The organism is Streptomyces capparidis (assembly GCF_054782095.1).
Map to the genome: position 1 here is coordinate 90,363 of NZ_BAAGTD010000023.1, position 26,011 is coordinate 116,373.

Annotated in this window: 23 protein-coding genes; 14 read left to right on the forward strand and 9 right to left on the reverse strand. The window is 71.9% G+C overall.

The window, feature by feature from the left end:
* Positions 1-22 precede the first annotated feature (22 nt).
* The 3 genes from ACYVO2_RS19720 (at position 23) to ACYVO2_RS19730 (ending at position 4,542) form a co-directional block, all read left to right on the forward strand.
* Entirely contained in the window at positions 23-1,195 is a 1,173-nt protein-coding gene (locus tag ACYVO2_RS19720; RefSeq protein ID WP_461009204.1) for a substrate-binding domain-containing protein, read from the forward strand.
* Between the two features lie 4 nt (positions 1,196-1,199).
* Positions 1,200-2,078, forward strand: coding sequence for a sugar phosphate isomerase/epimerase family protein (locus tag ACYVO2_RS19725; protein ID WP_461009205.1), 879 nt, complete (start codon positions 1,200-1,202; stop codon positions 2,076-2,078).
* Positions 2,079-2,226: 148 nt separating this feature from the next.
* The gene (locus tag ACYVO2_RS19730) at positions 2,227-4,542 is read left to right on the forward strand and encodes an RICIN domain-containing protein (RefSeq protein ID WP_461009206.1); all 2,316 of its coding nucleotides are present in this window, start codon (positions 2,227-2,229) and stop codon (positions 4,540-4,542) included.
* 57 nt (positions 4,543-4,599) lie between these two features.
* Here ACYVO2_RS19730 and ACYVO2_RS19735 read toward each other — a convergent pair whose 3' ends face one another.
* Positions 4,600-5,370, reverse strand: coding sequence for a FadR/GntR family transcriptional regulator (locus tag ACYVO2_RS19735; protein WP_461009207.1), 771 nt, complete (start codon positions 5,368-5,370; stop codon positions 4,600-4,602).
* 161 nt (positions 5,371-5,531) lie between these two features.
* Here ACYVO2_RS19735 and ACYVO2_RS19740 point away from each other — a divergent pair, with 161 nt between their 5' ends.
* The 9 genes from ACYVO2_RS19740 to panD all read left to right on the forward strand — a co-directional run bounded on the left by ACYVO2_RS19740 (position 5,532) and on the right by panD (position 13,889).
* Entirely contained in the window at positions 5,532-6,803 is a 1,272-nt protein-coding gene (locus ACYVO2_RS19740) for an ABC transporter substrate-binding protein (protein ID WP_461009208.1), read from the forward strand.
* Positions 6,804-6,987: 184 nt separating this feature from the next.
* A complete protein-coding gene (locus ACYVO2_RS19745) occupies positions 6,988-7,788 on the forward strand; it encodes a carbohydrate ABC transporter permease (protein ID WP_461009249.1) in 801 nt (266 codons plus the stop codon).
* Positions 7,788-8,615, forward strand: a complete 828-nt coding sequence (locus tag ACYVO2_RS19750; protein WP_461009209.1) for a carbohydrate ABC transporter permease — start codon at positions 7,788-7,790, stop codon at positions 8,613-8,615. The genes ACYVO2_RS19745 and ACYVO2_RS19750 overlap by 1 nt, the downstream gene beginning before the upstream one ends.
* A gap of 3 nt (positions 8,616-8,618) precedes the next feature.
* A complete protein-coding gene (locus ACYVO2_RS19755; protein ID WP_461009210.1) occupies positions 8,619-9,821 on the forward strand; it encodes a mandelate racemase/muconate lactonizing enzyme family protein in 1,203 nt (400 codons plus the stop codon).
* Entirely contained in the window at positions 9,818-10,135 is a 318-nt protein-coding gene (locus ACYVO2_RS19760; protein WP_461009211.1) for an SDR family oxidoreductase, read from the forward strand. The genes ACYVO2_RS19755 and ACYVO2_RS19760 overlap by 4 nt, the downstream gene beginning before the upstream one ends.
* A 68-nt stretch (positions 10,136-10,203) precedes the next feature.
* Positions 10,204-11,085, forward strand: coding sequence for an RNA polymerase sigma factor (locus tag ACYVO2_RS19765; RefSeq protein ID WP_461009212.1), 882 nt, complete (start codon positions 10,204-10,206; stop codon positions 11,083-11,085).
* 426 nt (positions 11,086-11,511) lie between these two features.
* Entirely contained in the window at positions 11,512-11,802 is a 291-nt protein-coding gene (locus ACYVO2_RS19770) for an RICIN domain-containing protein (RefSeq protein ID WP_461009250.1), read from the forward strand.
* Positions 11,799-13,118: an RICIN domain-containing protein gene (locus ACYVO2_RS19775; protein WP_461009213.1), complete on the forward strand. Its 1,320-nt coding sequence runs from the start codon at positions 11,799-11,801 to the stop codon at positions 13,116-13,118. The genes ACYVO2_RS19770 and ACYVO2_RS19775 overlap by 4 nt, the downstream gene beginning before the upstream one ends.
* A 345-nt stretch (positions 13,119-13,463) precedes the next feature.
* Entirely contained in the window at positions 13,464-13,889 is a 426-nt protein-coding gene (gene panD / locus ACYVO2_RS19780) for an aspartate 1-decarboxylase (RefSeq protein ID WP_461009214.1), read from the forward strand.
* 49 nt (positions 13,890-13,938) lie between these two features.
* Here panD and ACYVO2_RS19785 read toward each other — a convergent pair whose 3' ends face one another.
* The 5 genes from ACYVO2_RS19785 to ACYVO2_RS19805 all read right to left on the reverse strand — a co-directional run bounded on the left by ACYVO2_RS19785 (position 13,939) and on the right by ACYVO2_RS19805 (position 20,978).
* The gene (locus ACYVO2_RS19785; protein WP_461009215.1) at positions 13,939-14,421 is read right to left on the reverse strand and encodes a universal stress protein; all 483 of its coding nucleotides are present in this window, start codon (positions 14,419-14,421) and stop codon (positions 13,939-13,941) included.
* Between the two features lie 115 nt (positions 14,422-14,536).
* The gene (locus ACYVO2_RS19790) at positions 14,537-15,520 is read right to left on the reverse strand and encodes a hypothetical protein (protein WP_461009216.1); all 984 of its coding nucleotides are present in this window, start codon (positions 15,518-15,520) and stop codon (positions 14,537-14,539) included.
* On the reverse strand, positions 15,517-18,003 hold the full coding sequence (locus ACYVO2_RS19795) for an Hsp70 family protein (protein WP_461009217.1): 2,487 nt from the start codon (positions 18,001-18,003) through the stop codon (positions 15,517-15,519). Before ACYVO2_RS19795 ends, ACYVO2_RS19790 begins: the two co-directional genes overlap by 4 nt.
* Entirely contained in the window at positions 17,996-18,604 is a 609-nt protein-coding gene (locus ACYVO2_RS19800; RefSeq protein ID WP_461009218.1) for a hypothetical protein, read from the reverse strand. The genes ACYVO2_RS19795 and ACYVO2_RS19800 overlap by 8 nt, the downstream gene beginning before the upstream one ends.
* A 79-nt stretch (positions 18,605-18,683) precedes the next feature.
* Positions 18,684-20,978, reverse strand: a complete 2,295-nt coding sequence (locus ACYVO2_RS19805; protein ID WP_461009219.1) for a hypothetical protein — start codon at positions 20,976-20,978, stop codon at positions 18,684-18,686.
* A 334-nt stretch (positions 20,979-21,312) separates the two neighbouring features.
* Between ACYVO2_RS19805 and ACYVO2_RS19810 the strand changes: the two genes are divergently transcribed.
* Entirely contained in the window at positions 21,313-23,217 is a 1,905-nt protein-coding gene (locus tag ACYVO2_RS19810) for a serine/threonine-protein kinase (protein ID WP_461009220.1), read from the forward strand.
* Between the two features lie 29 nt (positions 23,218-23,246).
* Here ACYVO2_RS19810 and ACYVO2_RS19815 read toward each other — a convergent pair whose 3' ends face one another.
* Positions 23,247-24,035, reverse strand: coding sequence for an FHA domain-containing protein (locus ACYVO2_RS19815; RefSeq protein ID WP_461009221.1), 789 nt, complete (start codon positions 24,033-24,035; stop codon positions 23,247-23,249).
* 281 nt (positions 24,036-24,316) lie between these two features.
* Between ACYVO2_RS19815 and ACYVO2_RS19820 the strand changes: the two genes are divergently transcribed.
* A complete protein-coding gene (locus ACYVO2_RS19820; protein ID WP_461009222.1) occupies positions 24,317-24,859 on the forward strand; it encodes a GNAT family N-acetyltransferase in 543 nt (180 codons plus the stop codon).
* A 162-nt stretch (positions 24,860-25,021) separates the two neighbouring features.
* Here the strand turns inward: ACYVO2_RS19820 and ACYVO2_RS19825 are convergent, their stop codons facing one another.
* Both ACYVO2_RS19825 and ACYVO2_RS19830 read right to left on the reverse strand, forming a co-directional pair.
* Positions 25,022-25,543 (reverse strand): aspartate carbamoyltransferase, encoded by a 522-nt coding sequence (locus ACYVO2_RS19825; protein WP_461009223.1) that lies wholly within the window; start codon positions 25,541-25,543, stop codon positions 25,022-25,024.
* Positions 25,536-25,979, reverse strand: coding sequence for a MarR family winged helix-turn-helix transcriptional regulator (locus tag ACYVO2_RS19830; protein ID WP_461009224.1), 444 nt, complete (start codon positions 25,977-25,979; stop codon positions 25,536-25,538). Before ACYVO2_RS19830 ends, ACYVO2_RS19825 begins: the two co-directional genes overlap by 8 nt.
* Between the last annotated feature and the right edge of the window lie 32 nt (positions 25,980-26,011).

Below are 26,011 nucleotides of genomic sequence, written 5' to 3' on the forward strand. Positions count from 1 at the left end.
GGGGGATTCAGTGAGGCATTCCATGACGGTGCTGGCCGTGAGCACCTTACTGGTGATGGCCGGCTGCTCCACCGACGGGCCGGCCACCGGCGCATCGGGGTCGCCCTCCGCGGGCACCGGGTCGGGCACCGGGGAGCAGTCGAAGTTCTTCGTGCAGGCCGACTACGACAAGCAGCTCGCGCTCCTGGACGCCGCGCCCACCGGGCCGGCCGGCAAGCCCTGGGAGCAGGCGCTCAACCCGGCGATGGTGGAGACCGCGAAGTTCAGGAAGCCCGGGCCGCACAAGATCTGCTTCTCCAACGCGGGGCTGAACAACCCCTGGCGCCAGGTCGGTTTCAAGACCATGCGGGCCGAGGTCGACACGCACCGCGGCCGGATCTCCGAGTTCGTCCACGTCGACGCCGAAGGCAAGGACCAGAAGCAGATCGCCGACATCAACGACCTGCTCGGCAAGGGCTGCCACGCGCTCATCGTCTCGCCGAACACCACCGCGACGCTCACCCCGGCCGTGGAGGCCGCCTGCCGGAAGGGCCTGCCGGTCATCGTCTTCGACCGCGGCGTCGACACGACCTGCCCGGTGACGTTCATCAACCCGATCGGCGGCTACGGATTCGGCCATGTCGCGGCGGAGTTCGTCACCCAGAAGATGAAGCGGGGCGGCAAGGTGCTCGCGCTGCGCATCCTGCCCGGCGTCGACGTGCTGGAGACCCGTTGGTCCGCGGCGAAGGTCGCCTTCGACAAGGCGGGCGTCGACGTCGTCGGCGTCGAGTTCACCGACGGCGACCCGGCCAGGACCAAGAAGATCGTCAACGACTACATCCAGCGGTACGGCACGATCGACGGCGTCTGGATGGACGCCGGGGCGGTCGCGGGCGCGGCCGTCGAGGCGTTCGAGGACGCCGGCAAGCCCGTGCCGCCGATCAACGGCGAGGACCAGCTCGACTTCCTGAAGCTGTGGAAGGACAAGAAGCTCACGGCGATCGCCCCGACCTACCCGACCTACCAGTGGCGCACCCCGATCATCGCCGCGCTGAAGATCCTCGACGGCGAGCAGGTGCCGAACCCGTGGAAGCTGCCGCAGCCGACCATCACCGAGGACAACCTGGACGAGTACATCGACCCCACCATGCCGCCACTGCACTACGCGATGTGCGGCTGCACCGAACTGCCCGGCTACCCGCGGCGCTGGAAGTAGTCCGGTGTACACCATCGGTGTCAACCCGTGGGTCTGGGCCTCGCCGGTCGACGACGAGGCCATGGCCGAGCTGGTGCCGCGGATCGCCGCGTTCGGTTTCGACGCGGTCGAGCTGCCGATCGAGCAACCCGGCGACTGGGACCCGGCCCGCACCCGGGACCTGCTGGCGGCGTACGGCCTGCGCGCGGTCGGTATCTGTGCGGTCACCTCGCCCGGACGTGACCTCGTGAACGCCCCGCCGGAGGCCGTCGCCTCCACCGTGGCGTACCTGAAAACGTGTGTGGACAGTGCGGTCGCCGTCGGCGCGCCCTGCGTCGGCGGCCCGGTCTACGCCGCGGTGGGGCGGACCTGGCGCATGTCACCGGTGGAGCGCGCGGCCTGCTACGCGGACGTCCGCCGCGCCCTGCGGCCAGTGGCCGACCACGCGGGGGAACGAGGCGTGAGCATCGGCGTGGAGGCCCTCAACCGCTATGAGACGAGCGTCGTCAACACGGTCGAGCAGGCGGTGGAGCTGATCGACGGCCTGCCCGCGAACGTCGGTCTCATGATCGACACCTATCACATGAACATCGAGGAGGCCGACCCCTACGAGGCGCTCGTCACGGCTGGTCCGCACATCAAGCACGTCCAGGTCAGCGGCACCGACCGCGGCGCCCCGGGCGCCGACCACTTCGACTGGCCGCGCTTCCTCGCCGGCCTGGCCACGACCGGCTACGGCGGCGCGGTGTGCATCGAGTCGTTCACCGCGCAGAACGACGCCATCGCCACCGCGGCCTCGATCTGGCGGCCGCTTGCCCCGTCGCAGGACGCCCTCGCCCGTGACGGGCTGTCCTACCTCCGAACTGTCCTGCGCGGCCTGGAAAACGCCCCCACGACCGAGTGACAGTCCCCTCCGCCAGCTCACCCCCGCACGCCGAGCAGCCCGGTCGCGCCTCGAGTCTTCCGCCCGGGAACCGCCACAAGGAGAAAAGGTGTTCACAACTCTCACAATACGAAGGCGGCTGCTGGCCGCAGCCGCCACAGTCGGTCTGATGACGACCGCCGTGATGGCGTTCCCCGCGCCCGCGGCCGCGGCTCCCCACACCCTGTACGTCTCGCCGTCCGGCACCGGCACCGACTGTTCCAGCGCGCAGCCGTGCTCACTGACAGCCGCGCAGGCTGCGGTGCGATCGCTCAACGACGCCATGTCGGACGACATCGTGGTGCAGTTGGCCGACGGTGTGTACCGGCTGACCCAACCCCTACGGCTGACGGCGGAGGACTCCGGCTCAGGCGGCCACACGGTCGTGTGGCAGGCCGCCCCGTCGGCGCGCCCGGTGATCACCGGTGCCCGGGCGGTCACCGGCTGGTCGGTGGCGGACGCGTCCAGGAACATCTGGAAGGCCGACGTGCCCGCCGGTCTCGACGCCCGGCAGCTCTATGTCGACGGCGCTGTCGCCACCCGGGCACGCACACAGGTGAACAGGGCCGATTTCACGGCCTCCAGCGCCGGGCTGAGGTTCTCGAGCAGTGCGTTGAGCTATCTCAACAACCTGGCCGGCCAGAGCCGGATCGAGGTGGAGAGCGTCAACTCCTTCACCGACCGGTACTCCCCGGTGCAGAGCATCAGTTCGAACTTCATCACGATGCAGCAGCCGGCGTGGAACAACAACAACTTCGGCTACGACACCCTCATGCGGCCGCACCGGGCCGGACCGTTCTACCTGTCCAACGCGTACGAGTTCCTGGACTCGCCCGGCGAGTGGTACCTCAACCCCACGGCCGGATCCCTGTACTACATCCCCCGGGCCGGGCAGAACATGAGCACCGCCAGCGTGGAACTGCCGAGGCTCCAGTCGCTGGTGAGCGTCGGGGGCACGTACAGCGAGCCGGCGCACCACGTCACGTTCAGCGGGATCACCTTCACCGGTACGAGCTGGCTGGGCCCCAGCAGCAACCAGGGTTACGTGGACCAGCAGACCGGCGCGTACATCTCCGGCAACTGGAGTTGGCCGAGCTTCGACTCCTGCCACAACGGCTGCGCGCAGTTCGAGGCCGCCCGGCCGCACTGGCAGCAGATGCCGGCCGCCGTGCAGGTCTCCGCCGCCAACACCATCACCTTCAGCGACTCCCGGTTCGTCAACCTGGGCCAGACGGCCATCGGTATCGGCAACGACGCCAACGCGCACGCCAGCGGCGTCGGCCTGGGCGCCAGCAACATCACGGTGACCCGGTCGGAGATCGCCCGGAGCTCGGCCGGTGGCATCCTCGTGGGCGGCGTGCGCGCCGACGCCCACCACCCCAGCGACCAGCGCATGGTCAACAGGGACATCACGATCAGCAACAACCGCATCCACGACCTCGGGGCGGACTACCGGGGCATCGTCTCCGTCCTGACCACGTACGTCACCAACAGCACCGTCGCCCAGAACGAGGTCTACAACATGCCGTACTCCGGCATGTCGATCGGGTACGGCTGGGGCGCCAACGACGCGGGCGGCAGCACCCACTATGCCAACCGCGGCCTGTACAACTACCAGCCGCGCTACACGACACCGACCACCGCGTCCAACAACCGGCTCATCGGCAACTACATCCACGATGTCATGCAGCAGATGAACGACGGCGGCTGCATCTACACGCTCGGATGGAACCCGGGCGCGCAGATCAGCCGGAACCACTGCCTGCGGACCAACGGATACTTCGGGGTGTACTTCGACGAGGGGTCGAAGTACTACACGGCCACCAACAATGTCTTCTCGAACACCGGTACGTGGGCGACGGCCAACTACTGGGGTGGCGAGAACATGGGGAACTGGACCGTCACCAACAACTGGTCGACCAACGGCAGCACGAACATCACCAACGGGGACCGAGGCAACGTGGTCTCCGGCAATGTCACGGTCACCAACGGCAACTGGCCTTCCGGCGCCCAGGACGTGATGGCGTCCGCCGGACCGCAGGGCACCACCCCGCCGCCCACGGGTCAGCAGATCGTGGGCGCGCAGTCCGGCCGCTGCCTGACCGTCCCCGGCGCCGGCACCACCAACGGCACCCAGACCGAACTCTGGGACTGCACCGGCGCAGCCGGCCAGACCTGGACCCACACCGCGGGCAAACAACTGACCGTCCACGGCGGCAAGTGCCTGGACGCCAGCGGACGCGGCACCGCCAACGGCACCGCGGTCATCATCTGGGACTGCAACGGCCAGAACAACCAGCAGTGGAACGTCAACCCCAACGGCACCATCACCGGCGTCCAGTCCGGACTGTGCCTCGACGCCAACGCCGGCGGCACCGCCAACGGCACCAAGGCCATCCTCTGGTCATGCAACGGCGGCACCAACCAGCAGTGGGCACTGCGCTAGCGGAATGCGTCGGCCTCGCTCGCGGCAGGACCCGTGGGCCGCGAGCGAGGCTCGCCTCTAACGCCGCAGCCGGGTCGGCTCCTCCGGCCCCCTGCGGCGCACCACCCATGCCTCGGTGATGTGGGTGAACATCGCCTCGGCCGCGCCCTTGGGATCGTGCGCGGCGATCCGCTCGTAGATGCGCCGATGGCCGTGGTTGGACGCGACGCAGAAGGCGCGGCCGGTCCGGCCCATGTAGCGGGCCGAGTCGATGACCTGGCGCTCCAGCGAGCGGACCACGGCACGGCCGATGCGGTTCCCCGACGCCTGCATGACGGTGTCGTGGAACGCCCGGTCCCCTTCGTGGTACGACGCGGGGTCGTCGACGAGCTCGTCCATCCGCTCCACCAGATTGCGCAGATGGTCGATCACCTCGGCGTTCGCCAAGCGGGCGGCGACGTTGGCCATGTCGGACTCCAGCGCGCGGCGGGTCGCGACGAGGTGATCGAGGATGGCCAGGCTCTCGTCCTCGGCGATGGTCGCGCCGAGGACCAGCTCGTCGAGCATGTTCCACTTCTCCGGCGGGGTGACCATCGTGCCGGCGCCCTGGCGGACCTGCACCAGCCCCTTCTCCTGAAGTATCTTCACCGCCTCGCGGACCACGGTGCGGCTGACCGAGAAGGTCTCGCAGAGCACGGGCTCGGGGGGTAGCGGCGAACCGGACGGATGGACTCCACGAACGATCCGCTCCACCAGCTCAGCTGTGACGGCGGCGGCAAGGTTCGCTGGGCGCCGGCTCCAAGCGGGAGCCCCGGAGGCCCCTGCGGATGACTGCGGTACTGCCGTCATGAGACCCCCCCAGGGACCCGTGCCGCACCACGGATGCCCGCCAACTATACGCCATCCGGTTGACGTCATACGTCATACGAGTTACATACGTCATACGAGTTGCGTTTCTCCTCAAGCTCAACTGCCGGGCAGCCGGCACACCTCAGGAGAGTGGGGCAGCAATGAAGCAGCGAACACTGTGGTCGGCGATCCTGGGTGCCGGGCTCGTCGTCTTGGCCGGCTGCGGAAGCGCCTCCGACCCGGGTTCGGCGTCCGGTGGTTCGCAGGGCAAGCTCGTCGTATGGGACTGGAAGTCCGGCGACGCCACGGCGTCCTCGTACGTCAAGAAGGCCAAGGCCGACTTCGCCAAGCAGCATCCCGGCGTGACGGTCGAGTTCGTCGCGCAGCCGTACGAGCAGTACTACACCTTGCTCGGGGCCGCCATCCAGGCCGGCAAGGGGCCGGACGTCATGCTCTTCAACGGCGGCGGGCAGATCCGCGACCGCGCGGACTCCCTTCTGCCGTTGGACGAGTACGTCCTCGATGACAAGGAGCGGCTGGCCGGGTGGGAGGCCTTCACCAAGGACGGCAAGACCTACGCCGCTCCGGTGACCTTGCAAGGTCACCCGATCTACTACAACAAGTCGCTCTACCGGAAGGCAGGGCTGGACCCGGAGCAGCCGGCCACCCGCTGGGACGAGTTCGTCGCCGACTGCCGGACCATCACCGAGGCGACCGGTGCCAGGTGCTTCGCGCAGGGCAACAAGGAGGGCATCGGTATCCAGTTCTTCCTGTCCGGGCTCGGCTCGGGCACCCTGTCGCCCACGGAGTACGACGACTGGATCGCCGGTGAACGAGACTGGTCCTCACCGGCGGTCAAGCGGATCTTCTCGCTCTGGAAGGAGGTCAACGACAAAGGCCTGAACAACGACGGGGCGAACTCGACGGCGATGTTCAACGACGCGTTCGCGGTGTTCCAGTCCAACAAGGCCGCCCACGTCATCGGATTGATGTCGGACGTCGGGCACTGGAAGGACTTCGCCGAGTTCCTCGACGCCGACGATGTCGGCGTCATGAAGGCGCCGGTCGTCACGGCCGGTGCCACTCCGAGCCTTCCCTACGACGGCGGCATCGGCTACGCCGTCGCGAAGTGGACCAAGGAACCCGAGGCCGCCGCCGACCTGGTGCGCTCCCTGACCTCGACCGACGCACTGAAGTCGTTCTACACCGACGCGGGCGCCGTCGCGGCCGACCGCACCGTGGACGTCTCGGGCGGTGGCCCAGCCGTCGCCACCATCGGCTCCGAGATCGACCGTGGCAAGCCCGCCCTGCACGTGGCGCTGTCGTCCAAGACCCTGGACCTGATGGGGCGGCTGTCTCAGCAACTGCTGAGCGGATCGGTCACGGTCGACGCGGCGGTCAAGCAGCTTGCGGCGTCCGACCAGGCGGGCTGAGGCCATGTCACCCATTGGTTCGTCGAACCGCGCTGCTCATGCAGGGCGGACCGACGGGGCGCGAGCAGGTGAGGCGGTAGACGGCCGCGGGCCTGCGTCGAAGGCTCCGCGAGTCCGGGGCGGTCGGCGCGCCGACCGCCTCGCCCCCTACATCCTGGTCGCTCCCGCTGTCCTGATCATCGTGGTGCTCCGGCTCTGGCCACTGGGAGTGGGTGTCAACTTCTCCTTCACCGGTGACGGCGAACGCAACGGCGCCACGGTGGGGTTCGACAACTACGCGGAGCTCATCGACGACCCGCTGTTCCGCACCGCGCTGCGCAATGTCGGACTGCTGGTGCTGCTGCTGCCGGTCGCGGTCGCGATCCCGGGACTGCTCGCCACCTTCATCCATCTGCGGGTGCCGGGACACCGGATCTTCCGGAGCGTCTACTTCTTCCCGGCCGTGCTCTCACCGGTGATCGTCGGAGCGATCTTCAACCTGCTCCTGGCCTTCGACGGTCCGCTGAACGCCGTGCTCGGCGACTTGGGGCTCGGCCCGGTGGACTGGCTCGGCGATCCCGACGTGGCCATGTTCACCGTCGTCGGCGTGCACATCTGGGCGACGTCAGGGATGGCGCTGGTGGTGTTCCTGGCCGGGTTCGCGACCCTGGATCCCGCGCTCCTGGACGCCGCCCGGGTCGACGGCGCCTCGCTCGCGCGGATGATCTGGCACGTCATCATCCCGGGTCTGTCCCGCACCATCCAGTTCGTCGTCGTCACCACGATGATCGGGATGCTGACCTCGATGTTCGGGCTGCTCTACGTCATGACCAGTGGTGGCCCGGAAGGGTCGACCTATCTGCCCGAGTACTACATCTGGGTCCAACAGGGGCAGATGAGCCGCCCGGCGCTCGCGTCGGCCGCGTCCACAGTCCTCTTCCTCATCATGCTGGTCGTGGGCCTGTTGCAGGTGGGCCTGCTGCGCCGGGCGGGGAGGGAGGACTGATGTCCCGCCTGGGACGGAGCAGATGGCCGGTCGCCGTGCCGATGGCGCTCCTCGCCCTGGCCACGATCTACCCGCTGCTGTTCACCGTCAACGTCGCGATGAAGACCCGCCGGGAATACATCCTCGACCGGTTCTCCCTGGCAAGCACTCTCAGGTGGGACAACTTCAGCGCCGCGTGGAACAGCGACGGCATGGGGCGGTACTTCCTCAACTCCGTGATCGTGGTGACCTGCGCCGTGGCGCTGTTGCTGCTCATCGGGTCCATGGCCGGGTTCGCGCTGGCCCAGGTGCGGTTCCGCGGCTCGTCCGCGCTGACTCTGGTCTGCCTCGCGGCGCTGTTCATCCCGTTCCAGGTGATCATGGTGCCGCTGGCCAGGATCATGGCCGACGGTGGTCTCATCGACACCTATCCGGGGCTGATCCTCGCCTACGTCGCGCAGTTCCTGCCGTTCACCGTCTTCTTGTTGACGAGCTACTACCGAGCGGTGCCCACCGAGCTCGTCGACGCCGCACGGATCGACGGCAACACCCTGTACGGCGTCTACCGGCGGATCATGCTGCCGATGGGTGCCCCGGCGCTGCTGTCGGTGGGCATCCTCGACGCGCTGTTCTGCTGGAACGACGTGCTCATCTCGCTGCTGATGATGCCGTCGGCCGACCACCGCACCCTGATGGTGGGCATCACCTCGCTGCGCGGCCAGTACTCCGCCGACATCCCCACTTTCGCAGCCGGTGTCCTGATCGCCGGGCTCCCCGTGTTGGTGACCTACCTGTTCCTCCAGCGCCAGATCGCTGATGGCGTGACGGCCGGCGCGACGAAGGGATGACGCATGCGCATCACCGGGTACAGAACCCTGACGACGGCACAGCGATGGGGCCGACCTGTCGGTGACGCCAACGGCGTCTACGCCGACGGCGTCGTGCCCGTGCCGGTCGTCATCGTCGAGACCGATGAGGGGATCACCGGAGTCGGCCTGGGACCGCACGTGGAAGCCGAGGCGATCTTCGCCGCCATCGACGGCCAGGACCCGCGCGCGGTGACGTCCCTCTACGACCGCATGCTGCGGCACACCTTCAAAGCCGGGCATGCCGGCGTGGTGTTCGGCACGATCGGCGCGTTCGACACGGCGTTGTGGGACATCAAGGCACAGACCGCGGGTGAGCCGCTGTGGCGGTTGCTCGGCGGCAACGACCGCACGGTCCACGCCTACGCCTCCGGCCTGGACATCGGCCTCACCGACGACGAGCTCGTCGCCGCCTACCAGGTCTACGCCGAACGCGGGCTGAGGGCGGCGAAGCTCAAGGGAGGCCTGGACATCGAGTGTGACCGGCACCGGCTGTCGCTCGTACGCGAGGTGTTGACCGAGGCTGCGCACGGGACCCGGCCAGGGCTCATGCTGGATGTGAACGAGTCCTGGAGCCGCAAACAGGCGGTACGCCACGTCGCCGAACTGGAACGCACACTCGACCTGACCTGGATCGAGGAGCCGGTCCGGCGCTGGGACGCCGACGGCCTGGCCGCTGTCAGCCGTGGCGTACGGACGGCGGTCGCCAGTGGGGAGAACCTCACCGGCCTTGAGCAGTTCCGCCCGCTGATCGCGGCCGGAGGCGTCGACGTCGTCCAGACGGCCGCGGTCTGGGGAGTCACGCACTTCCTGCGTGTCGCCGCGCTGGCGCACGCCTACGACCTGCCGGTCAGCCCGATCGGCAACACACCTGTCGCGCTGCTGCACGCCGCGACGTCGGTGCCCAACCACCTCGTCAGCGAACTGCAAGGCCTGGAGCCGCCGATCGGCGTCGCGATGGACCTGCACGTCGAGGACGGCGCCTTCGTGCTCGGCGACACGCCGGGCCTGGGCATCCGGATCGACGAAACGGTGCTGACCGCGGCCCCTCAGGGCACGGCACACGCAGCCGACGGACCGCACATACGGCCGGAGCAGGCCGGCCGGCGGCTGCTCGCGGTCACTCCTGGACCGTGCCGATCCACCGCGGAAGCGACGTTCGACACCATGAGGATGGAGGATCGATGAAGGCGGTTGTCCACCACGGGGCCCGCACCCCCGAGATCGAGAGCCGGGCCGCCGAGGCACCGGCCCTGGGGAAGGAGTGGCGCGGGCACGACGTCAACGTCAACGCCATCGCACCGGGCTGCACCGCCACCGACGACACCGAGGCATTGCGCGCGGACCCCCAGCGCGACCAGGCGATCCTCGGCCGGATCCCGGCCGGTCGCTGGAGACGCGCCGACGATCCCGCCGGGGCCACGGTGTTCTTCGTCTCCCCGGCGTCGGACCACGTCAACGCCATCGTTCTTCCCGTTGATGGCGGATGGCTGGGGCGATGATGGGCCACCAAGCACTGCCAGCCGGCCGCACCCGAGTCGATCGTGCGTGCGAGCCCGACGGGGGCGAGGTGCGCGGCACCTGGGGCGGCCTCGCCCGAGGCAACGTGTACGGGCTCGTGGAGCGAGCCGGCCGAGCCGACGAGCCGAACCTGGTCGTCGCCGCACAGGCCGGCGATCCACGAGCGCTCGACGACCTGGCCGCGACGTACCTGCCGCTGGTATACGCGATCGTGCGCAGGGCACTGGGTGAGCTCGCGGACGTCGACGACGTGGTGCAGGAGACGATGCTGCGGGTCCTTCCCGAGCTGCGCACATTGCGCGCCCCGGAGTGCTTCCGGCCCTGGCTGGCCACGATCGCGACACGACAGATCAGCACCCATCTGCACCGGCGGCAGGCGGACGCCGAACGGACGGCCCCCCTCGACGAGATGACCGACCCGCCGGACGCCGACGCCGAGAACCTGGCCCTGATCCACGTCGAGCTGTCCGGTCATCGCCGAAAGGCCGTACGCGCCAGTCGATGGCTCGACCCGGACGCCCGAGCGCTGCTGTCGCTGTGGTCGCTGGAGACCGCGGGCCGACTGACGAGAGCGGAGCTCGCGGCGGCGCTGGGCACGAGCGTGGCTCACGCGGGTGTGCGCGTCCAGCGGATGCGCAACCAACTGGAGCTGAGCCGGTCACTCGTCGCCGCGCTGGAAGCCAGTCCCCGGTGCCCACATCTGACCGCCGCGCTGGGGGGCTGGGACGGCGTACCGAGCACGCTGTGGCGTAAGCGCATCACCCGGCACACCCGATCCTGTGCGGACTGCGGCCGGGCCGCCGACGGACTGGTACCCCTTGAGCGACTGATCGTCGCCCTGGCGCTGCTCCCGTCTCGCCGGCGCGGTCGGCCATGGTGTTTCGGCACTACGGCGAACGCGAATGCGACTGTTCAAGCCGGTCGCCGATAACGAAAACTGCCGCGATTCACACACGTCTGTCACTCCAATTCGCCGTCGGAAAAGGTTATGAGGGGTGGCCGTCAACAGTCCTGCTTCTCCGGTTGGTTGCACGACGGCTCAAGCCCGCAAATATCGACGACTCCCTCTTGAATGGACCATGTCAATCTGTCAGTCTTTTGGTCGTCGACCCGTGACGTTCCCCATTCATGACCTGTGACCGGGGGAAGCCAAAAGCGATCCACGGATTGCCGGTGCCCACACAGTGATGTGGCTCCGACTGCGAAAGGTGCCGACCATCCCCCTGCCGTGGCGGGCGGGGCCACTCACCCAGACCAACTCCACCTGCCGACCGGGGATTCGGGCGAAGCCGGGGAGCGAGGCTTTCCAGGCGCCACGGCAGCGGCATGACGCTGACATGCTCGCTGCGCGAGCGATCTGGGAGGGGGCCGGCGCGGAGAGGGCAAGCTCCGCGCCGGCTCGCCCGGCTGCCGGCAGTGGCGGACAGTCCACCACGGCGGTGGTGTGATCAGTCCGGTCAACCGGCAGAGCGGCCTCGCCCCGGACGTGTGGGAGGCCGCCACCGCCGACGGAGCCCGCGTCTCCCCGTGGGCAGCCACTGGCAGCACCAACCAGCGATTCCAACTCCACCGCATCCAGCCCCAGGGCGAACTGCGGTCCCACCGACCAGTCAGAGCCATGTCACCGAGCAGCGAGGGAGTCGCATGATATCGATCCACAGATGGTTGTTCGGGCGAGCCGTGTTGGCGGCATTGCTCGTTCTGGCCATGGCCGGCATGGCAGGAGTCAGCGTCGCGGCCGACACGTCGCCCACCGCCGGAACCACCCTTGCGGGGACCGCCGGATGCGGACGTGCCCCCACACTGACGAGCGGTACGCACACGATTCAAAGCGGCGGTAAGAATCGCTCCTTCATCCTGAGCATCCCTGAGAACTACGACAACACCCGCCAACACCGACTGGTCTTCGGATTCCACTGGTTGGGCGGCACCGCCGGGCAGGTCGCCGGCGGCGGAAGCGATGGCGATGTCTATGCCCACTACGGGCTCCGGCGACTGGCGAACAACAGCGCGATCTTCGTGGCTCCGCAGGGCCTCAACAACGGCTGGGGCAACTCCGGCGGCGAGGACGTGACCTTCGTCGACGACATGATCAGGCGTATCGACAACGACCTCTGTGTCGACACCACGCAGCGCTTCGCCCTCGGCTTCAGCTACGGCGGAGCCATGAGCTACGCACTCGCATGTGCCAGGCCGAACGTCTTCCGTGCGGTCGCCGCGATAGCCGCGCCCGGGGGGATCAGCGGGTGCAGCGGGGGCACCCAGCCCTTCGCGTACATGGGAATCCACGGCATCAACGACAACATCGGCGCCGGTCGCGGGATGCGGGACAGGTTCGTCAGGAACAACGGCTGCACTCCCCAGAACCCGCCGGAGCCCGCGTCGGGCAGCCGCACCCACATCACCACCGCCTACTCGGGCTGCCGAGAGGGGTATCCGGTCGTCTGGGCCGCGTTCGACGGAGGTCACCAGCAAGGCCCCGTGGACGGGTGCGCCGGCTGTGAGAGCGGCGCCAGGAGCTGGGTCAAGGGAGAGATCTGGAGCTTCTTCACGAGTGTCGGCCCGAACCCGACTCCTCCGGACCCGACCACATTCCGGCTGCGGAGCCAGTCCGCCGACCGTTGCCTGGACGTCAGCGGTGCCACCTCGTCCAACGGCGCCCAGATGATCATCTGGGACTGCCACACCGGCACCAACCAGCAGTTCACTCAGACCGGACAGACCCTGCGGGTGATGGGCAGATGCCTGGACGTGCCGAGCAACGCCGCCTCCGGTGCCCGAGCACGGATCTGGGACTGCACCGGCGGCGCGAACCAGCAATGGAATGTGAACACCGACGGAACCGTCAGTAACGTCCAGACCGGACTCTGCCTGGACGTCGACGGCGGCAGCACCGCCAACGGCGCTGCGGTGATCGTGTGGAGCTGCCACACCGGCGTCAACCAACGCTGGGCCCGAGCGTAAGCAGAGGTGTGAAGGCGGCCGCACAGCCGCGGCCGCCTTCATCTCCGGTCGGCCCAGCCCTTCGGAAGTCCGTCTCCCGTGTCCCTCACTTGCCTGATCTGCCGCCAGGTGAGTGAGCATCCGATCGGCATCAGTCTCCTCACATTCCGAGACGGATGTCCGAGCAGACGCCTCGTCGGCGGCGTCGCAACAGCCTGGTTCGCGTGAAAGTGCAGGCAGTGAGCCTTCTCCCCGGACTGAAGCGACGTTCCTCACAATCGTCGACTCCGACGCGTGCCCGTGTAGAGTAAAGACCGCCTTTGACCTGCGCAAAGCAGGCAGGGAGCCGTCTTCCAGGAGTCCAAAGTGCTGCGTACTCTGTTCAAGTCCAAGATCCACCGTGCCACCGTGACCGAGGCCGACCTGCACTACGTGGGATCGGTGACGGTGGACGCCGAGCTGATGGAGGCAGCGGACCTGCTTCCGGGCGAGCTGGTGCACATCGTGGACATCACCAACGGGGCCCGGCTCGAGACCTATGTCATCGAGGGGCGCCGCGGCTCGGGCGTCATCGGCATCAACGGGGCGGCGGCCCACCTGGTGCACCCCGGGGACCTGGTCATCCTGATCAGCTACGCCCAGGTGGAGGACGCCGAGGCCCGCAGCATGCGCCCGAGGATCGTGCACGTCGACGCGGACAACCGCATCGTGGGCCTGGGCGCGGACGCCTCCGAGCCGGTGCCCGGCGATCCGGGGACGCGGCGCGCTCCGAACGCCGTGGCCGCCGGCTGAGCCGCTCGCACGGGGCCGCCCGCACGGCAGCGGGCGGCCCGGCGGGCGCTCAGGGCCGCTCCTCCTCGGCGGGCTCGCCGCGGATCACCACGACCGGGCAGCGCGCGTGCTGGATGCAGTGCTGCCCGACCGAGCCGAGCAGGGCGCCCGCGAAGCCGCCGTGGCCGCGGCTGCCCAGCACCAGCAGCGCCGCCCCCTCGGCGGCGTCCAGCAGGGCCCGGGCCGCCTGGCCGTGCGCCACCCGGGTGCGGACCCGCGCGCCGGGCTCGGGGCCGGCCGTCTTCCCCACCGTCTCCTCCAGCGCCCGGCGGGCGGCCTCCTCGAAGGTCCCCACCTCGTCGGGACCGAGGGAGGGCACACTGCCCCAGCCGAAGTGTTGCGGGTACTCCCAGGCGGCGACCGCCTCGACGACGCCCCCGGTCAGCTCCGCCTGGCGCAGCGCCCAGCGCAGTGCCCGCGCGGACGGCTCCGAGCCGTCCACGCCCACCACGATCCGGCCGCCGGGTGCGTGTGTGTCGTCCGTCCGGCTCATCCCTGCCTCCTCCTCGGGTCCGGGTGCCGCCGTCGGCGAGGCGCCGCGGCACTCCGCGTCGGTGCCCCGTCCCCGGGAGGGTATGCACGCCGGGCGGTGCCCGCGGTCTCCGGCGTCAGTGCGCCGCCGGGCGCTCGTCCGGGGTGACCAGCAGCGTCACCGTGCGGTTCCTGGGGGCGTCGGGGAACGGGGCCCCGCGCTGGTCCCCGCTGGTCAGGGTGAAGGCCGTCAGGGGCGGGCCGCCTTCGCGGGACAGGTGGTCCACCGCCACTCGGGCGCGGGCCAGGGCGAGGGCGGAGCCGCCGCTGCTCGGGCTCCCGGGCACGGTGGCGGTGTGGCCGGTCACGGTCGTCGTCACCTCCATGTCCGCGAGCCCGCGGCCGATCCTCTCCAGCAGCGCCGCGCCCTCCCGGGTGATCACCGTGCCGTGCGGGAACAGCCCGGTCCCGAAGGCCACGGTGACGCTCGCGTCGCCGCGCCGGAGGAACACGCCCGGCATCGCGAGCCTTTCCTCGACGGCGTCCAGGACACGCGCCCGGCGGCCGGCCGCCGCCGCGGCGGCGGTCTCGGCGGAGTCCAGGCGGCCCTGGAGGGCGTCGGCGCGCCGGGTCTCCCGGTGCAGCTCCTCCCGCAGCCGATCGGTGCCGGAGGGCGCGCCGCGCTGCGCGCCCTCCGCGCCCGTGTCCGCGCCGGAGGCCAGCCAGGCGCCCCCGCCGGCCAGGAGGAGGCCCGCCACCGCGGCGGCCACCACCGCGCGGCGGGGCCGGACGGCGGGGCGGGCCCGCAGACGGCCGGAGCGGATCTCGGCGATGGTGCGGCGGCCCGCCGCGGCGTCCGCGTCGTCGGGGGCCAGGGCCTGCACACGGGCCCAGCACGCGTCCGCCTCGGCCAGCTCGCCGCGCTGGGCGTGCACCCTGGCCCGCAGGTCGAGCAGGGCCAGGGTGCCCGCCGCGCCGCCGCCCGGCCCGCCGGGTTCACCGGGTCGGTCCGGTTCGCGGAGGATGCGGGCCGCCAGGTCCAGGTCCCCGGCGCGGGCGGCCGAGGCGGCCCGGCTCAGCGCCGGCGGGGGCTCCACCGCCGTGTGCGGTCGCTCGCTCATGCCCTGCCCAGCCAGACGATCGTGTTCTGCTCGTGCTTCGGCAGCAGGCGGATCATGCGCTGGTTCACCGCGTCCAGGGCCCGGCTGTCGTTCGCCTCGATGGCGCGCTCGCCCTCCCGCGCCAGCGCGCCGACCCGGCCGGAGGGGGCGAGCATGTCCAGCAGGGCGTGGAAGAGCCGGACCGGCCAGTCCGGGCTGCGTCGTTCCAGCTCGAACAGGAACCGGCCGGTCCTGTCGATCAGCGCCCGCACCGCCGCCGAGTCCTGCGCCCCGATGACCTCCTCGGCGCGGCCGCGCAGGTCCTCCAGCTCCAGTCGGTCCGCGACGTCGCCGGACCCGCGGACCAACTGCTCCCCCTCGGCGAGCATGCCGCGCAGCTCCCGCACCAGGCCGGGCAGGCCCACCGCGTCCGCGATGTCGTCCAGCTCCGCGTGGAGGTCGCGCAGGCGCTCCTCGGCCGCCGCGGCGGCGCCGACGTCCACCGCGGCGGCGAGCACCTGGTCGCGGGCCGTGGCGACGGTGCCCTCCTCGTCGAGCCTGGCCAGGCGGCGCTCCGCGTCGGCGGAGCCCACGGCGGTGGCCGTGCCGCGCAGCGCCGCCAGCCGGCCCTCCGCCTCCTCCAGTTGCTGCCTCAGTTGCCCGGGAGCCGCGGTGGTGACGTTGTCCAGGTCGATCTCGGCCTCGAACTGGGCCTGCACCAGCGGCACGTCGGCCACCACCGTGACCAGGCTGGAGGTGTCCACCTCGACGGTGACCTCGACCTCGCTGCCCGCGGGCAGGTCGATCCGCACGTCCCGCGGCCGGATCTCCAGCACGCCCACCCCGCGGTTGCGGTCCGCGCGGCCGCGCTCGCCCTGCACCACCGGGATGCGGATCACCGCGTCCGCGTCGGAGCGATCCAGCGGGGCGGAGGTGCGGAACACCTCGCGGACCGTGGCGGGCAGGGTGGCGCCCTTGCGCACCAGCGGGGCGAACACCTGGTCGGCGAGCTGGATGCCCAGCGAGTGGGCGAGCCGCACCCCGCCGAACTCGATGTCCCGGTGGGTGAACGACAGGGTGTCGGGGGTCAGCCCGCACCGCGCCCCCGTCCGGTCCGTCAGCTCGACGGTGAAGCGCGAGGTGGTGTGCGGGTCGATGTCCACCTCGGTGACGAAGGCGCCCGACGGGTTCAGCGGGATGCGGGCGGAGTGGAACGGCGGCCTGCCCCGCGGGTTGCTCAGCCGCACCGAGTACGCCGTCCAGTCCTCGGCCGACGGGCCGCGCAGGCGTCCGGCGACGGTGGGCCGCAGGGTGGTGACGCTGGGCTCGTAGGACAGCTCGACGCCGAACTCCCCGGGGGCGGCGGGCGCGGACGGCGACCGCGGGCGGCGGATCGTGCTCGCGAAGACGGCCGCGCCGCGGGCCACCACGGTGGTCGGGTCGAGGCTGGTGTCCAGCTCGACGCCCAGGCCGTGCCGCGGGTCCGCCAGCCGCTCCCGCAGCCCCGGGGAGAGGGTGACGCCGCCGACGAGCAGGAGCCGGTCGATGTCGTCCGCGTCCAGACAGGCGTCCTTGAGCGCCTTGCGGCACAGGTTGACGGCCCGCGCGTAGTACGGCTCGGCGATCGCGTCCAGCTCGTCGCGGCGCAGCGTGTACTCGAACGTCTCGGTGTTCCCCCGGCCGTCGCCGATCTCGGTGGTGATGTCGACGCGGTCGCGGCGGGAGAGCTGGATCTTCGCCTCCTCGGCCGCGCCCTTGAGCGCCAGGAAGGCCGGGCGCCACAGCGGGTCGTCCCGGCGCATGCCGCTCCAGCCCAGCTCGCGGGCGGCCGACGGCGCCAGCACCCGCTCGACCAGCGCCCAGTCGATCAGCTTGCCGCCGAGGTAGGGGTCTCCGGCGTGGTTGAGCACGCGCAGGTCGCCGTCGCGCTTGCTGACCACGGCGGCGTCGAAGGTGCCGCCGCCGAAGTCGAACACCATCCAGTACGCCCGGTCCCCCGCCTCCTGGAAGCCGTGGGCGAACGCCGCCGCCGTCGGCTCCTGCACCAGCGGGCACGCCGCGTCGAAGCCGGCCAGCGCCGCCGCCTCGCTGGTCGCCTTGTTCTGGTTCAGGGCGAACGCCGCGGGCACGGTGATCACCGCGGCGTCCGGGGGTGCGCCGCAGCGGTGCTCGGCGTCCGCGCGCAGCGACTTGAGCACCTCGGCCGACAACTGCTGCGGGGTCAGGGAGACGCCGGCCCGGGCGAAGGTCCTGCGGGCGTCGGCCAGGCCCATCTCCAGCTTGAACTCCGCCGCGGCGTTGTCCGGGTCCCGCTCCGCCTGGGCCTTGGCCCGCAGCCCCACGTGGACCGCGTCCCGCCTGGGCAGCCACACCGCGGACGGCGTGATGTCCCAGTTGTCGACGTTCTTGATGACCATCGTCCCGCCGTCCTTCACCACGGCGATGGCGCTGTTGGTGGTGCCGAGGTCGATGCCGAAGTCGATGGTGTCCCGGGTGTCACGCATGACCGGTCCTCTCCTTGTCCGCGTCCTTGTCCGCGTCCTTGTCCGCCCCGGGCGGGGCCCCGTCGTCCCGGACGGGGCAGCCGACGATCACCCGGCCCATCTGGATGCGCCGGTCGTGCAGGTAGATCGTGGGTCGGACCGTCTCCAGGACCGTCTCCTCGGTCAGCGACGGGTCGTCCTGGAAGACCATGACCTCCAGGGAGCGGCCGCTGTGGAAGGCATCGCCTTCGTGGTCCTGCACGACCAGTCCGCCCTCGGTCAGCGCGTCCAGGCAGGCCCGCAGGTAGCGGCCGGTCTGCCGGGAGCGCCTCGACGGCGCCTCCCCCGGCCTGGCGAGCCTGCGTTGGGCCCGCCACAGGTTCGTGGCGGCGTCGGCGAGCGCCTTGTCGTCCAAGGAGGCCGGGGCTTCCGGGGAGTCCGGCGACGTCGCCCCTGGCTCGTCCCTGGCCGGCTCCGTCGCCGCCGCGGTGACGGCCGCCGGCGGCCGCTCCGGCTCGTCGCGCGGCGGCACCCGGAACGGCGGCGGCCCGATGCGGAACGCCCGGTGGTGGCCGCGCTGCCGCAGCTCCTCCGCCAACCGGGGCGGCACCGGCCGCCTCACGTCGTCACCCCGGCGGCACCGCCGTGGCGCAGGGACGCGGCCCGCACGGCCATCCCCGTCTCCTTCCCTGCCGAATACCTCACCCGAGCCCTCCCGAGAACGGGAGGTCGTCGTTCCTGCTCGCCACGCACACCGCGTAGAGCTGGGCCTTCGGGTCGTCCCACCAGGCGCGCGCCGGATAGGAGACGTTGACGCGGAAGCCCGACGGCAGCTCCCGCTCGTCCGCGACCCGGGCGCAGGCCCTCTCCGCCTCGGCGGAGACCGCCTTGTCGCCCGGCCAGGGGTCGCCCTGCCGGTACAGGACCGGGTAGCCGAGGATCTCGCCCCAGTGGCGGTCGGAGCAGTGCACCACGGGCACGTCGTGCCGCGAGGTGTCCCAGCCGCGCCGGTCCGCGAGGCAACCGCCCACCGGGGCGTTCTGCCGGATCCGCGGGCCGGCCAGGCTCATCCGCACGGCCGCGTCCTCGGCCCCGCGGCCCGGGTCGGTGAGCCGCTCGCGGGGCAGCGGCTTGTCGTCGGCGCGGTGCAGGACGCAGGTCGCGTAGTTCTCGTACGCCTTCCCGCCGGTGTTCCAGTCCTCGGCGCCGCCGCGTACGTGGTCGGTCGTGTACTGCTCGGCGGGCAGGCCCTGCCGGGCGAGCAGCAGCCCGCACGAGAAGCGGGCCAGCGCCTCGGCCTGGTCGTCGCCGGGGTAGGGGGAGGGCACCGCGCCGAGCCGCGCGTAGCCGAGGATTTCGCCCCGGTGCGGCTCTTCGCACGGGACCACGGGCGCCTCGGCCCTCTCGCCCCGCCAGTTGGCCCTGGACTCGATGCACGAGCCCACCGGGACGTTGTCCGCGACCTTCTCCGCGTGGACGAGGGAGGTGGCGGGCGCGGGGGTGTGCTCGGCGATGCGGTACCAGGTCCAGATCAGGCCGGCGAGCAGCGCGAGCACCACCGCGGGCTTGACGATCGGGCGCACGCCGTCCCGCAGGCCGTCGAGGAGGTACGCGAGGGCCGTCACCGCGTCGTCCCACAGGCTCCCGTACCCGCCGTGGACCCCGCCGTGCACCGGCCCCCGGCGGCCGTGGCCGCGGGTGTCCGCGCCGGGGCGCGGCAGGCCCATGACGTCGAAGTACCGATCGAGGGTGTCGTCGTCCGGCTCCCGGGAGAGGAACCGGTCGAGGTCCGCCGCGCCGGCGGGCTGCCGCCGCGCCGGCCGGGTGCCGAGACCGGCCAGCATCCGGTCGATCTCCGCGGTCCCGCCGCCGCCGCGCAACTGCCGTTTGGCGTCGAGCAGCAACCCCCTGGCCACGTCGGGGCGGCCGATGGCGACCAGCTCGTCCACTCGCGCCCTGAGCAGGTCGAACGTCCTGACGATCTGGTCGAGCGTGGCGCTGTTGCTCCGGATCGACTCCAGGCCGCGCGGATCCGACGCCAGTTCGCGTGCCGTGCCGAGCCACCGGCGCGCGTCGCGGGCCGCGGCGGGCCCGCTGTCGTCGATCAGCTTGGCGGCGCAGTTGTTGAACAGGACGGCGGCGCCGTCGCGCGCGCCCGCCGTGCGGCGGTGGCGGCCGTGCGGGACGAGCGCCTCCAGCTTCTTCAGGGCCGGCACGGCCCGCTCGTACAGCACCCTGGCGGCCTGCCCGGGTCTGTCCGCGTCGAGCTCGGCGACGGCCTTGTCCAGGGCCGCGGCCACGGCGTCGTACAGGTGCGCGGCCGCCTCCTCCAGGGCGTCGTCCACCGCCCGCGGCGGCACCAGCGGCCAGCCGCGGGCTCGGCCGGCCAGCCTGCCCGCCTCGTCCGCCGAATCCGCGACGGCGGCCGAGGCGAGCTCGACCAGCGGCGTGAGCAGGTGCTCCGGCATCCTGGCGCGGAGCGTGTCGATGAACGACTCGTCCAACTGCCGTTCGTCGAGGGCCTCGATGCGGTGCCTGACGTGGTCCCAGAAGGCGGCGCGGCGCAGGAGCCGGGCCCACCGCTCCGACGCCTCGGACCACAGTCGGTCGAGGGCGCCGGGCTCCGCGCCGCCCTCCACCTCGAGGTCGAGGGCGGCGCTGTGCGCCCGGACGGCCGCGTCGTGGTCGCGGTGCAGCGAACGGGTGCAGCCGCAGGGGGCGCCGTCCGCCGGGCCCCACAGCCAGAGCACCTCGTGCACCAGCCGGCACCTGGGGTCCTCCAGGATGCGGTCGAACGCCGTGCGGACGTCGTCGGGCCCGACGGGCAGGCGGTGGCCGAGGCCGGCGTCGGCGCCGACGTCGAGCCGGGCGGCTACCTGCTGCCGGCGCTGCCGCACGGTCCTGCGGTCCGCGTCGGTCGGCAGCCCGGTGACGCGGAACGCGTTGACGCGGTACATGCGGGGGCCCGCGATGTCGCGCAGCGCGACGGCCGTCATGTCCACCGCGCACCTCCGCCGTGCCGCGTCGGCGGGGCGGGCAGGGCTGCCCCGCTGTGAACGAGCCGCCGGTGACGGCGGTGGGACCGAGTCACGCGCCACCCCCCATGGCACCCTGACAGAATCCGGCTCCCCCTGTCGTGGAGCGGGTGTGCCGCCCATCGTGCGCCGCCGGGTCCGGGACCCCTCCCGAAGGCACTCCGGCCGGGGCATATGGGGACGTCTGATGCAGGCTCCGGGCAGAGAATGCGCACAGCTCGTCACAGGCAGTAGGTTCGGTTCGCGCGCGGGCGTGTCGCGTGCGCGTTGACGGACCCGGATGAGGGGGGAAACCGTGCGACCCGGAGAGGTTTTCGCCGGCCGCTATGTCCTCAAGGAGGTCATCGGCGCCGGACGGTGCGACGACGTGTGGCTGGCCCACGACACGGTGGTGGGGCAGGACGTGGCGCTGAAACCGGAGCGGATCGAGGGGGACCGGGAGACCGCCGTGCGGCGGCTGCTGGGCGAGCCGCGCGCCATGGCCAAGTTCCGCGACCACCCCCATGTCGTGACGCTGTTCGACGTCGTGACCGCGCCGCAGGAGGGGGACGAGCCGGAGACGTACTGGTTCATCACGGAGTACGTGCCCGGCGGCGGCCTGGACCGGCGGCCGCCGATGTCTCCCGAGGAGGCCGCCCGCGTCGGCGCCCAGCTCGCCGACGCGCTCGCCGCCCTGCACCGGGCGGGCATCGTCCACTGCGACGTCAAGCCCGCCAACATCGGCCTCACCCGGCGCGGCACCGCGAAGCTGCTGGACTTCGGCGCCGCGTACCGGGTTGGCGGCACGGAGACCATCACGGCCAACGGCCCGTTCAGCTTCACCCCGGACTACGCCGCGCCCGAGCTGGCCCGGGGCAACGTCCCCCGGCCGGCCTCGGACGTGTTCTGCCTGGGCACCACCCTGTACGCGCTGGTCACCGGCGCGCCGCCGCGCGGCGGCGGGCCCGGGAGCGGCGGCCGCGGGGAGGTCGGGGAGAGCGAGGACAGCGCGCGCCTGAGGTACTGGAAGGCGGAGCAGGGCCTCGTGGAGATGGACGCCGCCGCCGTGGGACCGCTGTACCCGGTGCTGACCGCCATGCTTCGGCGCGATCCGTGCCAGCGTCCCAGCGCCGCCGAGGTCAAGCTGCTCCTGGAGGCCGTCGCCGGGTCCGGGCCGAACCCCCCGCGGGGCAGGCCTGCCGGGCGCCTGCGGGGGCGGTGGCCGCTGCTCGCCGGGGCCCTGGTGGCCGCCGCGGCGCTGGCCTTAGGGCTCGTCGTCATCCCCGGCGGCGGTGACGACGGCAAGGCCGGCGGCGGGTCCAGCCCGAGCCGCGGCGGGGGGAGCGCCTCCACGAGCGCTCCGCGGGCCCTGATCGGCGATCCGCGCACCGCCGACATGTGCGCCCTGGTGGACACCGACGCCCTCAGCCGCTTCGGCGACGCCCGGGTGGACTGGGACTACGGGAACTTCGACCGCTGCGACGTGCTCGTCCAGTCCGACAGCGAGACCCGGATCGACGTGTCGGTCCACCTGCGCCGGGGTGCGCAGCCGGAGTCGGGGGAGCCGGAGGAGACCGTCGGGACGATCAGCATCACCGACGAGCAGCCGCAGAGCGAGGAGTGCGGGAAGCTGCTGACGCCGGAGAGGGAAGCCGGCGGCTTCGTCGTCGGGGTCCGCGCGCAGGTGGGCGACGGCACCGTGGACGGCGGCAACGCGACGCTGTGCACGGTCGCCGGTACCGCGGCCCGGAGCGCGGCCGCGGTCCTGGACCGGGGCCCGCTCCCCCGCCGCTCCTCGGCCTACCCACGGACCTCGCTGGCCTGGGCGGAAGCCTGCGCGCTGATCGACGCGCGGGCGCTGTCCGCCGTCCCCGAGCTGGCGGCCGGGTCGCCGGAGGCGGGCGCCGGGAACTGGAGCTGCGAGTGGCAGGGCAAGGACGACGTGGACGCGGAGCTGGCCTTCTTCCGCGACGAGCCGAAGACCGCGGCGGACGGCACCCCCGTCACCATGAGCGGGTACGACGCCTTCGTCGTGCCGGAGGGCAACGGGAAGGACACCTGCACGGTCTTCGTCGAGTACCGCCGGTACAACGGCCGGAGCACCGAGACGTACGCCGAGATGCTGCGCCTGTACGTCACCGGCGACCGGCCCGAGGACGAGCTGTGCGCGAGGGCCACCGCCCTCGCCCGACCCGCCGCCGCCGCGCTGCGCGCGCGATGACGCCCCCGGCGGGGCGGCGGGTCCGTCCGTCAGCACTCGGCGTCCGGCCAGGCGTCGTCGTCCTCCATCAGCTCCAGGTCCGGCGGGACGAGCGTGGTGGACTCCACCAGTCCCTTGAGCAGGTTGTGCAGCAGGCCGTTGTCGGCGGGGCGGCCCTGTGACTTGTCGTGCATCAGCGGGTACCTGAAGCCGGTGCGGTGCAGGCGGCGGCGCACGGCCTCGATCCGGTACTCGATCCTGCGCTCGTTCCAGTTGCCGTCCGGGCGGAGGTAGGCGAGCTGCTTGGCGGCCATGGCGTAGGTCAGGGGCCGCGGGTCCTCCTCGTACAGCAGGTAGCGCTGGCCGAGGACGACGAGCAGCAGCCGTTCGTCGTCGTCGAGCGGCCAGATCTCCGGTCGCAGCGTGTCGGCGCGCCGCCGTGACACCGGCCCCTGGTCGCCGTGGTCCGCCACGTACAGCTCGACCAGGTGCTCCCGGTAGCCGGAGCCCTTCACGAACAGCGGGGTGTAGCCGGGGGCGAGCGGGATCGGGTCGGTGCTCATGTGCATCATCCGGCCGCGTGGCAGCCGGACGAGCTGCTGCCCGGTGTTGCGCAGCCACCACTGCCCCCGGCGGTACGTCAGCTCGCCGTGCCGTCGGCTCACCCGCAGGTCGTCCACGCCGACGCCCAGGTCCACGTCCGGCTTCTCGCCGCGCCCGAAGCGGACCGTCAGGCCCGGTCGGGGCGGGGCGCTGAGGTCGCCGGTGACCGTGCGGGCGTGCAGGGTGCCTGGCGCGGCGGGCGCGACACCGCGCGCGAGGCTGGTGGAGAGGGGCATCGCTGGTCTCCTCGGTTCGTCCGGTCGTCGCCTGATTGTCGACACGCGCACGGCGCACTCACCAGGGTGCGCGCCCCCTTCCGGGACCCCTCCCCATGATCACGGCGGGGGGCTCGTGCCGCCGGCCCGGAGTTCCTGCCGGTGACGAGCCCGCCGGTGCGCGACTCGTGGGCCTGCGCCGGGCCGCGGTCCTGTGGAAGGTCATGTACGTGGTGGGGTCGGGGGTCCCCTCCGGTACGGACGTGTACGGGCGGAGGACCGGAACGAGTGCGGGTGCCCGCATGGTGCGGCCTCGGCGTCGGGACCCCTCCCGAAGCCGATCACCGGGTCCGCCGGGCCGGGCGGGGCGCCGGAGGGGCGGTGCGAGGATGGGCGCCGTGATCACCACAGAGCCCCTGCGTCCCGAGGACCGCGCCGCCTGGGAAGAGCTGGCCCGCGGCTACAAGGCGTTCTACCGGACCCCGGTGCCCGACGAGCTGTACGAGGAGACCTGGCGGCGGCTGCCGGCCGGCGGGGAGCTGCACGGGCTGGGCGCGTGGCTGGACGGGCGGCTGGTCGGCATCGCGCACCACCTGTTCCACGCCACCTTCTGGATGGCGGACTCCTGCTACCCCCAGGACCTGTTCGTGGACGAGTCGGCGCGCGGCCGGGGCGCGGCGCGGGCGCTGATCGAGCGGGTGGCCCGGGAGGCGCGAAGCCGCGGCGCCGCCCGCCTGTACTGGACGACCAAGGAGGACAACGCCTCCGCCCGCGCCCTGTACGACAAGGTGGCGCGCCACAACGGCTTCATCCGCTACGACCTCCCCCTGGAGGGGAGCGCGTAGCGGCCGGTCCCGGGGTGGGGAGCCGCTCAGGAGACGACGGGCACCGGGACGGCCCGGGGTTAGGTGCGGAGCCGGTGGATCGCGCGGGGCCACCGCCACGGCCGGTCGACGCCGGGGACGACGCCGTCGTGGTACTCCCGGCCGGCGATGGAGGCCGCGTCCTCACCGGCCCGGCTCGGCGTGCGCGCCGTGGTCGCCGAGCTGCGCCTCGAACCAGTCGTGCAGGGCGTCGACCAGCGCGGGGTCGCGCGTGGCGTAGGTCAGGGTGGCCCCGTCCGCACGGTCCTCGTAGCGCACCTCGACGCGGTCGTGGCCGTCCTCGAGGGCGGCCAGGCCCGGCATGTCCGCTCCGTGGATGCGGGCCGGGTCGCCGAAGTCCCCGCGGGCGAACACCTCGGCCTCCTCGCGCAGATGGGCGCGGATCAGGCGGGTCTGCTCCGCGTCGCCCCGCCGGTCGGCCACCACGTCCTGCACCCCGCCGGTCCGTGTCGGGGTGAAGCGGTGCGTGGTCCGCTCCAGGTCGAAGGGCATGACGTCGCGGCCCCGCTCGGCCACCGTCCGCTGCCGCTCGCCCTGCTGCCCGCTCCGGTCCTGCTCGGTTCCGCAGGCCGTCAGGGCGAGGGCCGCCGCCGCGCAGCCGAGCACCGCCCGCGCCGCCCCGGACCGCCGGTTGCCGCTACTCATCCAATGCCTCCACCATCACGTCGAGGGCGTGGAGCACGCCCGCTCTCTCATGGGCCGGGATCGACGCGAGCAGCTGGGAGAACCGCTCCCGCCGCGCGTCCGCCAGGTTCCGCGCGGCCTGCCGTCCCGGGGCGGTCAGTCTCAGGACCACGCCGCGCCCGTCCTCGGGCGCCGGGGCGCGCTCCACCCACCCGCGGGCGGTGAGCTGCCCCACCAGCCGGCTCACGGTGCTCTTCTGCAACCGCAGCCGCCGGGTCAGCTCCACCTGCCGCAGTTCGCCCTCCTTCGCCAGCTCCCCCAAGGCGTGGGCCTCGGACACCGGGATCTGCTGTCCGCAGGGCGTGCTCTCCGGCTGGTGCAGCCCGAAGGCACGGACGAAAGCCGCCAGGGACTCCTGGAGGACGACAGGGTCGTCGGCTCTGCGCTCCCTCGTCATGGTTCGACCGTACAACCAGAAGGTTCGACAGT